The 14,785-nt window shown below is 71.6% G+C and carries 8 protein-coding genes and 1 pseudogene; 7 read left to right on the forward strand and 2 right to left on the reverse strand.

Annotated features, from left to right (window positions below; genetic code table 11):
* Nucleotides 1-59 precede the first annotated feature (59 nt).
* Entirely contained in the window at nt 60-1,100 is a 1,041-nt protein-coding gene (locus tag A8W25_RS27420) for an Rv2578c family radical SAM protein (protein WP_067166233.1), read from the reverse strand.
* A gap of 165 nt (nt 1,101-1,265) precedes the next feature.
* Between A8W25_RS27420 and A8W25_RS27425 the strand changes: the two genes are divergently transcribed.
* The 4 genes and pseudogenes from A8W25_RS27425 to A8W25_RS27440 all read left to right on the forward strand — a co-directional run bounded on the left by A8W25_RS27425 (nt 1,266) and on the right by A8W25_RS27440 (nt 6,480).
* Entirely contained in the window at nt 1,266-1,709 is a 444-nt protein-coding gene (locus A8W25_RS27425; protein ID WP_067166235.1) for an SRPBCC family protein, read from the forward strand.
* A 350-nt stretch (nt 1,710-2,059) separates the two neighbouring features.
* Nucleotides 2,060-3,073, forward strand: a pseudogene (locus tag A8W25_RS27430) (MSCRAMM family protein); the annotation flags it as partial.
* A gap of 134 nt (nt 3,074-3,207) precedes the next feature.
* Nucleotides 3,208-5,649, forward strand: coding sequence for a SpoIIE family protein phosphatase (locus tag A8W25_RS27435; protein ID WP_067166238.1), 2,442 nt, complete (start codon nt 3,208-3,210; stop codon nt 5,647-5,649).
* A gap of 105 nt (nt 5,650-5,754) precedes the next feature.
* Nucleotides 5,755-6,480: a class I SAM-dependent methyltransferase gene (locus A8W25_RS27440; protein WP_067166241.1), complete on the forward strand. Its 726-nt coding sequence runs from the start codon at nt 5,755-5,757 to the stop codon at nt 6,478-6,480.
* Between the two features lie 28 nt (nt 6,481-6,508).
* On the opposite strand, the gene A8W25_RS27445 is transcribed toward A8W25_RS27440, so the two are convergent.
* Nucleotides 6,509-7,360, reverse strand: coding sequence for a lytic polysaccharide monooxygenase auxiliary activity family 9 protein (locus tag A8W25_RS27445; RefSeq protein WP_067166244.1), 852 nt, complete (start codon nt 7,358-7,360; stop codon nt 6,509-6,511).
* Nucleotides 7,361-7,712: 352 nt separating this feature from the next.
* On the opposite strand from A8W25_RS27445, the gene A8W25_RS27450 reads away from it, so the two are divergent.
* The 3 genes from A8W25_RS27450 to A8W25_RS27460 all read left to right on the forward strand — a co-directional run bounded on the left by A8W25_RS27450 (nt 7,713) and on the right by A8W25_RS27460 (nt 14,735).
* Nucleotides 7,713-9,329 (forward strand): sigma-70 family RNA polymerase sigma factor, encoded by a 1,617-nt coding sequence (locus A8W25_RS27450; RefSeq protein ID WP_067166247.1) that lies wholly within the window; start codon nt 7,713-7,715, stop codon nt 9,327-9,329.
* Nucleotides 9,330-9,681: 352 nt separating this feature from the next.
* On the forward strand, nt 9,682-12,066 hold the full coding sequence (locus A8W25_RS27455; protein WP_067166250.1) for a non-reducing end alpha-L-arabinofuranosidase family hydrolase: 2,385 nt from the start codon (nt 9,682-9,684) through the stop codon (nt 12,064-12,066).
* A gap of 41 nt (nt 12,067-12,107) precedes the next feature.
* Nucleotides 12,108-14,735: an RICIN domain-containing protein gene (locus tag A8W25_RS27460; protein ID WP_067166253.1), complete on the forward strand. Its 2,628-nt coding sequence runs from the start codon at nt 12,108-12,110 to the stop codon at nt 14,733-14,735.
* Nucleotides 14,736-14,785 lie beyond the last annotated feature (50 nt).

Below are 14,785 nucleotides of genomic sequence, written 5' to 3' on the forward strand. Positions count from 1 at the left end.
GGTTCGGCCAGGGCGGTTCGGCCGCAGGGCTCCGGTCGGATCGGTCGGGTCCGGTCCGGTCAGAGCAGGGTGAGCTGGGTCGGGCCGACCGGCTCCGGCTCCACGCGCTGCGGAATGCGCCGGGCCGCGCCCCGGTGCGCCGGTCCGATGCCGAACTCGGTGGCCAGGTCGTGTACTTGGCGGGTGATCCGGCGCTGGTACCACTTCGGGGCGTAGGCGCCCTCCGCGTACAGCCGCTCGTACCGCCGCACCAGATGGGGATGGTGCTCGGCGAGCCAGGCCATGAACCACTCGCGCGCCCCCGGCCGCAGATGCAGCACCAGTGGCGTCACCGAGGTGGCGCCGGAGGCGGCGATCGCGCGGACGGTGGCCCGCAGCTGGTCGGGGTGGTCCCCGAGGAAGGGGATGACCGGGGCCATCAGGACCCCGCAGCCGATGCCGTGATCGGTCAGCGTCCGTACGACGTCGAGGCGGCGCTCGGGTGCGGGCGTGCCCGGCTCGACCGTGCGCCACAGGGCGTCGTCCAGGAACCCCACGGAGACGGAGATGCCTACGTGGGTCACTTCGGAGGCCTGCTGGAGCAGCTCCAGGTCGCGCAGGATCAGCGTGCCCTTGGTGAGGATGGAGAACGGGTTGGCGTGGTCGCGCAGCGCCTCGATGATCCCCGGCATCAGCCGGTAGCGGCCCTCGGCGCGCTGGTAGCAGTCGACGTTGGTGCCCATGGCGATGTGCGCGCCCTGCCACCGGCCGGAGGCGAGATGGCGGCGCAGCAGCTCGGGCGCGTTGACCTTGACGACGATCTGCGAGTCGAAGCCGAGCCCGGTGTCGAGGTCGAGATAGCTGTGCGTCTTGCGGGCGAAGCAGTACACGCACGCGTGGGTGCAGCCCCGGTAGGGGTTGACGGTCCACTCGAACGGCATCCGGGACACCCCGGGCACCCGGTTGACGATCGAACGCGCGCGGACCTCGTGAAAGGTGACCCCGCGGAACTCGGGGGTGTCGACGGTACGGGTGACCACCGCGTCCGCGTCGAACAGCGCGGCCGCGCGGCCCGCGCCCGGTGGCACCGGATCGTTCTCGGCCAGATTGTCCCAGCGCATACACGCCTCCTCGGGCCTCGTCCGTAGCACTGACCTCAGAATAGAACACCTGTTCCCATGATCGTGGCAACCCCGATTTTGGGGGCCCGCACCCGAGGTGATTGGCTTTGCCCACCCCGAATCCGGGCGCACCCCCCGGATGTCACGAGTGCTGGAGGAAGAGCCATGGCGCAGGTCGAGGCCACCACGGAGCGGATCATCGCGGCGAGCCCGGAGACGGTGTTCGACACCGTGGCCGACTACAAGGACAGCCGCCCGAAGCTTCTGTCCGAGCACTTCAGCGAGTACCAGGTGCGCGAGGGCGGCGACGGCGAGGGCACCCTCGTCCACTGGAAGCTCCAGGCCACCAGCAAGCGCGTGCGCGACTGCCTCCTGGAGGTCTCCGAGCCGACCGAAGGGCAGCTGGTCGAGAAGGACCGCAACTCCTCCATGGTCACCACCTGGACCGTCACCCCCGCCGGGGAGGGCGGCTCCAGGGTCGTCGTCACCACGGTGTGGAACGGCGCGGGCGGCATCGGCGGCTTCTTCGAGAAGACCTTCGCCCCCAAGGGCCTCAACCGCATCTACGACACCGTGCTGGACAAGCTCGCCGCCGAGGTCGAGAAGTAGGACCGGGCCGACAGGCCGCTGCCCCTGGGCGTTCCCGGTCGCGGTCACCGGTTCGAGTGGTTTTCATGGCGGCCCGGTGGTGCGCCCGCGCGTCCCGGGCCGTGTGAAACACGCTGATGGGGCCGTGGACACGCGCCCCTCCAGGGCGAGTTGTGCGCCCGCGCCCCGCTTCCCTTCCGCTTGCTCCCTATTAGCGCCCGATGCGCAGTATGTACGCCGCGCAGGCGAATCAGGCGGCGCGACGAGGGGAGCAGACGTGGGCGGGATCACTCTGGTGAAGGACCCGGCGCAGGGCGGGTCCGAGGGGGCGCGGCGGCGGGCGCGGCGCCCCCCTCACCGAGCAGTTCCCCGCGGGCACCCGCCTCCCCGACCCCGAGTCGATCACCCCGCAGCTGGTCCACACCATGCCGTCGGCCGTGCGCGACGGCTACATCCGCGCCTACGCCGAGGCGATGCCGCGGATCTTCCTCTATCTGGTGCCGGTGCTCGTGCTCGGCCTCCTGCTCGCCTTCTTCCTCAAGGAGAAACCGCTGGTGTCCCAGAACGCCCCCGCCGTCGAACCGGCACCCGTACCCCACGCCCGTACGGCCAACGCCCCGTACGCGAGCGGAGTTCCCGTCTGCGGAACCGTCCAGCACAGCGACGGGACCACCGTGCCGCGCGCCGCGCTCACCCTCGTCGACGTGCGCGGGCAGCAGGTCGGGCGCGGCGGCAGCGGCGAGGACGGGCGGTACGCGCTGAGCGTGCCGGGCGCCGGGTCGTACGTCCTGATCGCCGCCGCCGGAGGACACCAGCCCCAGGCCGTCTCGGTGACCGTCGGCGAGCGCCCGGTCGACCTCGACGTGGTCCTCGGCGGAGCCGGACGGCTGGCCGGCTCGGTGGTCACCGCCGACGGCACCCCGGTACGCGACGCCGCCGTCACCCTCACCGACGTACGCGGCGAGGTCGTCGCCACCACCCGAAGCGGCCGCGAAGGGGCCTATGTGATCAGCGAGTTGGTCGCGGGCGAGTACACCCTGGCCGCCAGTGCCCCCGCCTTCCGGCCCGCGGCCCTCCCGGTCAGCGTCCAGGCCTCGCGCGAGACCCGCCAGGACATCGAGCTCGCGGGCGGCGCGGTGCTGCGCGGCACGGTCAGGGCGACCGGCGGGCGGCCCGTCGAGGACGCGCGCGTGACACTGCTCGACGCCGCCGGGAACGTGGTGGACACCCTCACCACCGGCCCCGACGGCACCTTCCGCTTCGTCGACCTCTCGTCCGGCGAGTACACCGTGATCGCGGCCGGTTATCCGCCGGTGGCCACGGTGCTCCAGGTCGCGGGCGGCGGACGCACCGAGCGGGACCTCCAACTGGGCCACGAGGACTGACTGTTCGTCAACCGCATGCCCGCTACACGCGGGCGTGCGCCCTATTCCGGCGTTGCCCCGCGCGGGGCCTTCGCATGGCCGTACGGTAGGTGGCACAGCCGCAGATCCTTGCGGCGGGGAAGGAGCCTCCACCCATGGACAGTGGCACTCCGCCGACACTGCCGCGGCAGTCCGCCGTGGCCGGACGGATTCCGCTTGCCGTGATCGTCGTGGACGGCGACGGGCTGGTCTCGCACTGGTCGACCGGTGCGCGCCGGCTCTTCGGGCCCGCCCGCGAGGAGGCGGTCGGCAGGCCCGCCCTCGATCTGCTCCCGGTCTCCGGGGCGCTGCGCGAGGACCCGTCCGACGACGTCCTGCGGGAGCTGGACGCCTACGACGCGTTCGGCCCCGCCCTGGACGCCTCGCTCAACGGTCTGACCTCGTACCCCACGGCCGGGCGGGCCACCCTCTCGGATCCCGGGCGGCCTCGCGTCGATGTGCTCTGGTGGGCGTATCCGCTGGTCGGGCCGGGCTCCGAGCAGCTCCTCGTGCTGGCGGCGGACGCCCGGCTGCTGCACGCCGAGCACCCGGGGCCCGGCCGGGGCGGCGTGGAGCGGATAGCACCCGGATTCGCGCTGCACACCGAGTTCCAGGGCGCCGAGGAGCTGGCCGGACGGCTGCCCGAGATCCTGCCCAGCATGAGCGTCGGGGAGAGCTCCCGGATCGTCTCGCAGGTGCTCGAACTCGGCTATCCCGTCCTGGAGTTCAGCCAGCACGACCGGGTGCCCGTGACGCCCGACTGGGGTGTGCCCCGCCGCCCCGGGCGCAGGGCCGTCCAGGGCGCCGGACAGGCACCGGCCGCCGTCGGCACGGCGCCCGCCCCCGATTTCGAGCAGGATCTCGAGTACGCCGCCGTGCGCGAGCGGCTGGAGTTCCTCAACGAGGTCAGTGGCCGAATCGGTTCCTCCCTCGATCTGTCCCGGACGATCCACGAGGTGAGCGCCGCCGTGGTGCCGCGCTTCACCGATGTCGCGGGCACCTATCTGCGTGAACAGGTCATCGCCGGTGAGGGGTTCCCGGACGGGCCGCCGGACGAGACCACCCTGTGGCACCGCGTCGCCGTGGAGCACGTCGACGCACCCGGGCGGTGGGACGACGTCGTACCGGTCGGCGAGTCCATGCCGTTCCCCGCGCACACCCCCTTCTTCCAGTGCATGACCTCTGGGGAGCCCGTGCTCGTCCCGCGGATCAGCGAGCAGATGGGCACCGCCATCGCCTCGCAGTTCGAGAAGCGCGACATCCGGCCTCTGATCAACGGCCGGTCGATGCTGGTGGTTCCCCTCAAGGCGCGCAATGTGGTGCTCGGCTTCATGATCCTGCTGCGCCACGCGGAGCGGGCCGAGTTCAACGACATGGACCGGGTGACCGGCGCCGAACTCGCCGCCCGCGCCGGGCTCGTGCTCGACAACGCCCGGATGTACACCTACCAGGAGAGCGTCGCCGAGACCCTCCAGGACTCGATGCTGCCGCAGGTCACCCCGCAGATGACCGGCTGCGACACGGCGACGCGCTATCTGCCTGGCACCCTGCTCGGCCGGGTCGGCGGCGACTGGTTCGACTCCGTCAAGCTGCCCGGCTCCCGGATCGCCCTCGTGGTCGGCGACGTCATGGGCCACGGCCTCAACTCCGCCGCGATGATGGGTCAGTTGCGCACCGCCGTACAGACCATGGCGGCCCTGGACCTGCCGCCCGCGCAGCTCCTGCGCAATCTGGACGACCTGGCACAGCGGCTCGGCGAGCACTATCTGGCGACCTGTCTGTACGCGGTCTACGACCCCATCAAGGGCGAGCTCCTGATGGCCAACGCGGGCCATGTGCCGCCGGTCCTGGTCCGCGCCGCCGACGGCCGCAGCGAGCTGCTCGACCTGCCGACCGGGGCGCCGATCGGCGTCGGCGGGGTGCCGTTCGAGGCCGTGCGGCTGCGCGTCGAGCCGGGCGACCGCCTGGTGATGTGCACCGACGGCCTGGTCGAGGTGCGGGGCGAGGACATCGGCGTGGGACTCGCGACGCTGTGCGAGTCCGCGGCGCACCCGGCCGCCTCCATGGACGACGCCTGCGACACCATCATCCGCGCCCTGAACATCCGCGGCGGCCGCAAGGACGACGTCGCCCTCCTGATGGCGCGGCTCAACGGCATCGCGCGCGAGGACGTGGCCGAGTGGCCGCTCGCCATAGACGCGCGCGAGGTGGCCCGGTCCCGGCGCCTGGTCGTCGACCAGCTGCGCGAGTGGGGCCTCGAAGAGGTGTCGGACACCGTGGAGTTGCTGGTCAGCGAGGTCGTCACCAATGCCGTACGGCACGCGCACAGCCGCCAGCTGCAGCTGCGGATGGTACGGGCCGAGACGCTGCGCTGCGAGGTCGTCGACGACGACCACACGCTGCCGATGCTGACGCACGCGGGACCGCTCGACGAGGCGGGGCGAGGGCTGCGGGTGGTGAGCCGACTGGCCCGCGAATGGGGGACCAGCCGCACGGCCGAGGGCAAGACCGCGTGGTTCGAGGTGCCGCTGCCGCGCAGGGGGCGCACGAGGCGCTGAAGCGGCTCGAACGCGGGGTGAATGATTGCGCCGGGTGCTTGTCGGCGTGCCCCCGGAGCGATAGACCGATCTTGACACTGTGCGTGCCAGCCTGGGGAGTCGGTCATGAGCGTGACGAGTCGGTACAAGGACGCCTGGGAAGGCTTCTGGAACGAGGCGCCCGATGAGACGGGCGCGGTGTTCTGGGACGCCGAGCCGGCCCTGACAGCGGGCCCCCACCTGGCCCTCTTCGAGCCCCATCTCGCCGATCTGGCGCTGCCGATGGTCGATCTGGGGTGCGGCAACGGCACCCAGACCCGCTTCCTCGCCGACCGCTACGACAGCGTCGTCGGCGTCGACCTCTCACCCGCGGCGGTGGAGCGTGCCAGAAGCCAGGACCCGGACGGGCGGGCCCGGTTCGAGCAGCTGGACGCGACCGAGGAGAAGGCCGTGCAGGAGCTGCACGCGCGCCTCGGCGACGCCAACGTGTATGTGCGCGGGGTGCTCCACCAGTGCGAGCCGGCCGACCGCCGGCCCCTGGCGGACGCCGTCGCCACGCTGGTGGGCACCCGCGGCCGGGCCTTGCTGGTGGAGCTCGCGGAGGCGGCCAAGCCGGTCCTGATGGGGCTGGCCCAGGACCCGGCGGGAGCGCCGCCGAAGCTGCGCCCGGTCTTCGCCCACGGCCTCACCCCGGGCGAGGTGGCCGACGCGGCCGTGCCCGCCCTGCTCGGCGCGGCCGGCCTTTCGGTCGTGGCCCGCGGCGAACTGCCGCTGACCACGACCGAGTACCGGCCGGACGGCACCCGGATCGCCCTGCCCTCCAAGTGGTGGGTGGTGGGGCGCACCGGGTGAGGCCCGGCGTGGCCGTATCGGCGGTGGGTCAGGAGTCCTTGCGCCGGCGCAGCAGCAGGACGCCGCCGGCCAGGACGCCCGCCATGGAGACCGCCGCGACGGGCTGTGCCGCGGAGCCGAAGGCGAACGAGTCCTTCGGCGGCGTACCGCCGCCGTGGCCCTGGTGGCTGACGGTGGACAGGGCCGCCCCCGCGTCGATCTTCTGCTGACTGGGCGCGGCCGGCTGGGCCGCCGCCTGCGTGGACTTGCCGTACACGACGTCCGAGCAGCTGTAGAACGCCTCGGGGCTGTCGTTGCGCTGCCAGACCTTGTAGATGATGTGGCGGCCGGTGCGCGCGGGCAGGTTCCCGGTGAAGTTGTAGTAGCCGTCGGTGGCGTTCCTCGACGTGGCGTACGTGGCGACCGGCTGGGAGTCCAGGTCGGACCACTTCAGCGGCTTCGTGGGGTCGAAGCCCTCCTTGGTGATGTAGAGCGTCATCGTCCCCGAGTGCGCGGCCGTCACCCGGAACTTGAAGCCGAAGGAGCCCGCCGACACACCGGTGGCCGGCCAGTCGGTGCGGGCCCAGTCGAGCGCGCGGTACTTCTCGCGGTTGGCCGAGCACAACTTGCCGTCCGGGACGAGCTGTTGATGGTGGCCGTCGGCATTGGCGATGTTGACCTCGTTCCAGTCGTAGAGCGGCTGGGTGCCGGAGTCGGCGACGAGGTCCTTGCACACTTGCGACTTGGGCGTCTCGGGGCCTTCCGCGTAGCAGGCGGCGACCCGGCTGACCGGGTTGAACACGGCGCCGTGCGCGGTCGCGGGCGAGACGGCGACGGAGAGCAGTGACGCGGACGCCACACCGAGAACACCGAGCGAGGCTGCTGTGCGTCGTACGGACATGTGGGGGCTCCTTCTCAGCTGGTTCAGACCAGAGGCTGGCATTGGTCTGGACCAACATGCAAGAGGTCTGCACCAATTGACTGCTGCGGGGACGGTCGGCGGGGCGCGCCGAAGGGCACGCGCCGGGGGTTGTCCACAGGGCTGGTGAGGGCGTTCCGCGACGCGTACGGCCCTGGTCGGACCGGTAGCGCACGGCGGCGCTGTGGTGGCCGAAACGGGTCAGGGGGCGGGAAGTTCGCCTTCTGCACGGCGAGAGCGACCTCGCGCTCGCCACACGCTTTGGCCGTACACCTTTGCCGACGCTAAGGTATGCCGCCGTACTCGGCGGATCGCTCCCCTGAAGAAGGTGGGAATGGGGCTCATGGACGCGGACCACGCGGAGCTGGTCGTCGCGGCGCAGGCCGGTGACGATCGGGCGCGCGAGGAACTCATCGCCGCGTACCTGCCGTTGCTCTACAACATCGTCGGGCGGGCGCTGAGCGGACATGCCGACGTCGACGACGTCGTCCAGGAAACCCTGCTGCGCGCGGTGCGCGACCTGCCCGCCCTGCGGGCCCCGGAGAGCTTCCGGTCCTGGCTGGTGTCGATCACCATCCGCCAGATCAGTACCCACCGCCACCGGCAGCGCGCCTTCGCCGGGCGGACCACGGTCATCGACGAGGCACGCGAGATACCGGACGCCGGCGCCGAACCCGAGGACAGGACGATCCTGCGTCTGCGCATGTCCGACGAGCGCCGTCAGGTCGTCGAAGCCACCCGGTGGCTCGATGCGGATCATCGGGTGCTGCTGTCGCTGTGGTGGCAGGAACGCGCCGGCCTGCTGAGCCGTGACGACATCGCCGCCGCGACGGGGCTCACGGCCGCCCACGTCGGAGTACGCCTGCAACGCATGCGCGAGCAACTGGAGCTGAGCCGTACGATCGTCGCCGCGCTGGAGGCCGACCCGCGCTGCCCGGGCCTGGACGAGACCGTCGCCGGGTGGGACGGCCCGCGTACATCGGTGTGGCGCAAGCGGATCGCGCGGCACACCCGCGGATGCGCCCGCTGCGGGGCGACGACGGCGGCGCGGGTCCCGGCCGAACTCCTGCTGTTCGGCCTCGCGCCGCTGGCGGTCCCTGCCGGGCTCGTCGCCGCGCTGGCCGCCAAGGGCCTGCTGTCGGGTACGGCCGTGAGCGCCGCCGGACTGGCCACCACCCCCGTCGCCTTCGGCACGGCGGCGGGGGGAGGCGGTCTGCACGGCTCGCTGATCGGCAAACTCTCCGCGGTGACCGCGCATCCGCTGCTGGCCCTCGCCACCGGCGCGGTGCTCGTCACGGGGACCGCCGTCTACGTGACCTGGCCCGAACCGGCGCATCTGGCGCCCGGTGTCAGCGCCGCCCCCACAGCCGGCGATCCCCGGGGTGTCCAGCCCACGGTCGGTCATCCGGAGCCGACCTCCTCGCGCTCCGCCAAGCGCTCCGCCAAGCCGAGCCCGTCGCGCACCACCCCGTCGGCCGGACCGTCCTCGGTGGCGAGTCCGTCCGCCGCCGGCACGGTTCCGCTGGGCGCCCAGTCGCTGGAGTCGGTGGACGCCCCCGACCGGTACCTCACGTACTCCGGCGACTTCGCGACGCTCGGCCCGGTCTCCGCGTCCAGCGACGCGCAGACACGGCAGCGGGTCACCTTCACGGTCGTCAGGGGGCTGGCCGACTCCCGGTGCGTCACCTTCCGCGCCGCCGACGGCCGCTATCTGCGCCATCGTGAACTGCGGCTGCGGTTGAGCAGCAGCGACGGCAGCGCCCTGTTCCGCGAAGACGCCACCTTCTGCGCGCGCCCAGGGGCGGTCGCCGGGTCGGTGACCCTGCACGCCCACAACTACCCGGGGTCGGTCCTGCGCCGGCGCGACGGCGGTATCTGGCTCGACGGCTCCGACGGCACCCGCGCCTTCGCCGGACAGGCTTCCTTCATCGTGCGCAGGGCCTGGGCCTGAGGAACCGCTCCTTGAGCAGGCGGTACGGACAGGCGGGACGACGGCCGCCGCGCCGCGACCGCCACCTGTAGGCACCCCGGGGCGAGGCACGCCCTTCCCACCGGGACGACCGGATCGCGGGGCCTCGCGTAACGCTTTCTGCCTGCGAGATGCATCACCGGGCAATCCTCCGGGCGGCGCCACTTTTCCGTTACGGGACCGTGGGTTCACCGGCCTCCCCTGGTGTGGGGTGCTCTTCCCGCCGCTCGCCCTGGCGTGCCGGCGCGGCAGGGGCCCCGACTTTCCCGTTGACGTATCCCCTGAAGGAAGCCGCTCCCATGACGCGACACATCCACGACCTCCGAGGAACATCATGAAGGGCCTGCACCGGCTCGGCCGGCGTCGCCGCACCGTGGTGACAGGAGTGTCCGCCGCCGCGCTGGTGGCCGGTGCCATGACGCTGCTCCCCCACTCCGCCGGAGCCGCCGCCCTGGGTACGCAGGCGGCCCCCTCGGGCCGGTACTTCGGCACCGCTCTGGCCTCCGGCCGGCTCGGCGACCCGGCGTACACCGCGATCGCGGACCGGGAGTTCACCATGGTCACCCCGGAGAACGAGATGAAGTGGGACGCCGTCGAGCCGTCCCGCGGCACATTCACCTTCGAAGCCGCCGACCGGATCGTCAGCCATGCCCTGGCACACGGCCAGCGCCTGCGCGGCCACACCACGGTCTGGCACTCGCAGCTACCCGCCTGGGTCCGCTCCATCCACGACGCCAACACCCTGCGCGGCGTGATGAGGAACCACATCACCACCGAGATGAACCACTACAAGGGCAGGATCTACGCCTGGGACGTGGTCAACGAGGCGTTCGCCGACGGCTCCGGCCAGCACCGCGGTTCGGTGTTCCAGGACGTGCTCGGCAACGGCTTCATCGAGGAGGCGTTCCGTACCGCCCGGACGGCCGACTCCTCGGCCAAGCTCTGCTACAACGACTACAACATCGAGAACTGGACGGACGCCAAGACCCAGGGCGTCTACCGCATGGTGAAGGACTTCAAGTCCCGCGGCGTGCCGATCGACTGCGTCGGGTTCCAGAGCCACTTCGGCACCGGCGGGCCGCCGTCCAGCTTCCGGACCACCCTGTCCAACTTCGCCGCGCTCGGCGTCGACGTCCAGCTCACCGAGCTGGACATCGCCGGTGCGTCGCCCACGCACTACGCCAACGCGGTCAACGCCTGCCTGTCCGTGTCCCGGTGCACCGGGATCACGGTGTGGGGCGTCCGTGACAGCGACTCCTGGCGCAGCGGCGAGAGCCCCCTGCTGTTCGACAACAACGGCAAACCCAAGCCCGCCTACACCGCCGTCATGAACGCCCTCAAGTCCGCCCCGGGCCCCACCCCCGGCGGATCCGGCACCGGCGGATCCGGCAGTGGCGGGGAGATCAAGGGCGTTCCCTCCGGTCGCTGCATCGACATCAACGGCTCCTCCACCACCAACGGCACCCAGGCGCAGCTGTGGGACTGCAACGGGCAGACCAACCAGCGCTGGACCCACACCGCCGGCAAACAGCTGATGGTCTACGGCAACAAGTGCCTGGACGCCAAGGCCAAGGGCACCGGCAACGGCACCGCGGTGGTCATCCAGGACTGCGACGGCAGCGCCGACCAGCAGTGGAACCTCAACACCGACGGCACCATAGCCGGCGTCCGGTCCGGGCTGTGCCTCGACGCCGTCGGCGCGGCCACCGCCAACGGCACCGGGATCCAGCTGTACTCCTGCTGGTCCGGCGCCAACCAGAAGTGGACCGGCCTTTCCGGGACGCCGGCCCCGACGTCGCCCGCGCCGACGGGCGGCACCTGTGCCCTTCCGTCGACGTACCGGTGGACGTCGACCGGAGCGCTGGCGCAGCCGGCGAACGGGTGGAGGTCGGTGAAGGACTTCACCCACGTGATGTACGGCGGCAAGCACCTGGTCTACGCCTCGAACGTGGCGGGGTCCTCGTACGGCTCGATGGCCTTCGCCCCCTTCACCAACTGGTCGGACATGTCCTCGGCCCGCCAGACCGGGATGGGCCAGTCCGCGGTGGCGCCCACGCTGTTCTACTTCGCGCCCAAGAAGATCTGGGTGCTGGCGTACCAGTGGGGCGCGTGGCCCTTCATCTACCGCACGTCGAGCGACCCCACCAACCCCAACGGCTGGTCCGCGCCGCAGCCGCTGTTCACCGGCGGCATCCCCGGCGCCGCCCCGATCGACCAGACCCTGATCGCCGACAGCCAGAACATGTACCTGTTCTTCGCCGGTGACAACGGCAAGATCTACCGGGCGAGCATGCCGATCGGGAACTTCCCGGGCAGCTTCGGCTCCTCGTACACGACGGTCATGAGCGACACGGTGAAGAACCTGTTCGAAGCGCCGCAGGTCTACAAGGTCCAGGGCCAGAACCAGTACCTCATGATCGTCGAGGCCCGGGGTGCCAATGAGCAGCGCTACTTCCGCTCGTTCACGGCCTCCAGCCTGAACGGCACGTGGACCCCGCAGGCCGCGAGCGAGAGCAACCCCTTCGCGGGGAAGGCCAACAGCGGTGCCACCTGGACCAACGACATCAGCCACGGTGACCTGGTCCGCACCAACCCCGACCAGACCATGACCGTCGACCCCTGCCACCTGCAACTCCTCTACCAGGGCAAGTCGCCCACCGCGACCGGCCCGTACGACCAACTGCCGTACCGCCCGGGTCTCCTGACGCTCCAGCGCTGACCTGCCCGATCCACGGCGACATGCAAGGAGAACACCTCCCTATGAACAACCCCACGAACGGCGGCCGCCGCGGGCGTCACCGTCGTCGCTGGAGCGCCACCGCCCTGCTGCTCGGTGTGCCCGCAGCGGTCGTGCCGTACCTCCTGCTCACCCAGGAGGACTCGCAGGCCGCGACGGTCGACGGCAGTGCTTACTACCGGCTGGTCTCCGTGCGCAGCGGCAAGGTGGTGGACGTCAACGGCTTCTCCACGGCCGACGGCACCCGCATCCAGCAGTGGACCGACCAGAGCACCGTCAACCAGCAGTGGAGACTGAGGCCCACCGGGGACGGCTACTACGAGCTCGTGAACCGCAACAGCGGCAAGGTGCTGGGCATAGCGGGCGGCTCGACCGCCCAGTCGGCTGCCGCCGAACAGCAGACCGACAGCTCGTCCGCCTCCCAGGAGTGGCGGATCGACGACGTGAGCGGCTCCGGCGCCGTCACCTTCACCTCCCGCAAGAGCGGCCAGGTCCTGGACGTCTCCGGAGGCTCCACGGCCCAGGGCGCGGCGATCATCCAGTATCCCGGCAGGGGCAGCACCAACCAGCACTGGAGGCTGGTGAAGGTGACCGACCCTCAGACGCCGGCGGCCGGACCGTATGTGTGGAAGAACGCCCAGGCAGTGGGCGGCGGTTATGTCACCGGGCTGGTGTTCAACCCACGGGAGAAGGGCCTGCTGTACGCGCGCACCGACATGGGCGGCGCCTACCGCTGGGACGCCGCGGCCGAGCAGTGGATCCCGCTCACCGACTGGCTCGGCGAGAAGGACTGGAACCTGCTGGGGATCGACGCGCTGGCCGCCGACCCCGTCGACCCCGACCGGCTCTACCTCGCGGCGGGCACCTACACCAACAGCTGGGGCGGCAACGGCGCGATCCTGCGCTCCACCGACCGGGGCCGCACCTTCCGGCGCACCGATCTGCCGTTCAAGCTGGGCGGCAACGAGGACGGCCGCGGGGCGGGCGAACGGCTCGTGATCGACCCCTCGGACAACCGCACCCTGCTGCTGGGTACCCGTAAGAACGGCCTGTGGCGCAGCACGGACAGCGGTGTGTCATGGCGGCAGGTGTCGTCGTTCCCCGTCAAGGACGGGGCGAGCAGCGGCGCGGGCATCTCCTTCGTGACATACGGCCCGGCCGGCAGCAACACGGTCTACGTCGGCGTCGCCGACAGGTCCACCTCCCTGTACCGCTCCACCGACGGCGGCAGCACCTGGCACGCCGTCTCCGGGCAGCCCACCGGTCAACTGCCGCAGCACGGCGTGTTCTCCGGGGACGGCTCGCTGTACCTGACGTACACCAACGCCCTCGGACCCAACGGCGTGACGGCGGGCTCGGTGTGGAAGTACACACCGGCCGGTGGGGCGTGGAAGAACATCTCCCCGTCCCAGGGCAGCCACGGGTTCTCCGGTCTGGCCCTCGACCCGCGCAAGCCGTCCACGGTCATGGTCACCACCCTCGACCGCTGGTGGCCCGAGGACGAGATCTACCGCAGCACCGACGGCGGCACGACGTGGACGGCGCTGGCCGGGAAGTCGGTGCGGGACGCCTCGGCCGCTCCGTACATCGGTACCCACACCGGGCACTGGATGACCGCCCTGGCCATCGACCCCTTCGACTCCGGGCACGTGCTGTACGGCACCGGCAACGGCATCTGGCGCAGCAAGGACGGCAACGCCACCGACAGCGGCGGCACCAGCCACTGGACCGTGGGGGCACGGGGTCTTGAGGAGACCGCGCTGATGGACGCGATCGCCCCGCCCGGCGGTGCCGCCGTCATCACCGCCATGGGCGACCAGGGCGGTTTCCGTCACGGCTCTCCGACCGAGGTGCCCGGCGGGCGGCTGGCGAACCCGATGATGTCCAACAGCACCGATATCGATTTCGCCCAGTCCACCCCCTCGGTGATGGTCCGCGTCGGCCATGGCGGCGCGCAGGACGGCGCCTACTCCACCGACGGCGGCATCAGCTGGAACGGCTTCAAGGCCGAGCCGGTGGCCGGTGCCCAGGACGGTCGTGTCGCGCTCGCGGCGGACGGCTCCTCCATCGTCTGGACCGAGGCCGGCCAGGTTCCGTACCGCTCGACCGACAAGGGGGCGAGCTGGTCGAAGGCCGGTGGTCTGGGCACCGACGCCGTGGTCGTCGCCGACCGCTCCTCGGCCGGCACGTTCTACTCGCTGGCCGGCGGCACGCTCTACGCCAGCACCGACGGCGGAGCGACCTTCCACGCGCGGGCCGCCAAGCTGCCCGCCGACGGCCGGCTCACGGCCGTCCCCGGCGTCGCGGGGGACCTGTGGATCGCCGGCGGTGGCCAGGGGCTGCTGCACTCCACCGACGGCGGCAGCACCTTCACCACGCTCACCACGGTGAAGTCCGCCTCCGCCGTCGGCTTCGGCAAGTCCGCACCCGGCGCCTCCTACCAGGCCCTGTACCTGATCGGCACGGTCGACGACGTCACCGGGGTCTTCCGCTCCACCGACAAGGGCGCCACCTGGCTCCGCGTCAACGACGACGCCCACCAGTGGGGCAGCATCGGCGGCGTCGGCGTCATCACCGGCGACCCCGACACCTTCGGCCGCGTGTACGTCGGCACCAACGGACGCGGCCTCCAGTACGGCGACCCGTCCTGACCCTGGCATCGGCCCACGTGCGTGCGGGCCTGCGGCCGGTCCGCGTCCAC

It is taken from the genome of Streptomyces sp. ERV7 (genome assembly GCF_001653515.1).
In the GTDB taxonomy this organism is placed as follows: Bacteria; Actinomycetota; Actinomycetes; order Streptomycetales; family Streptomycetaceae; genus Streptomyces.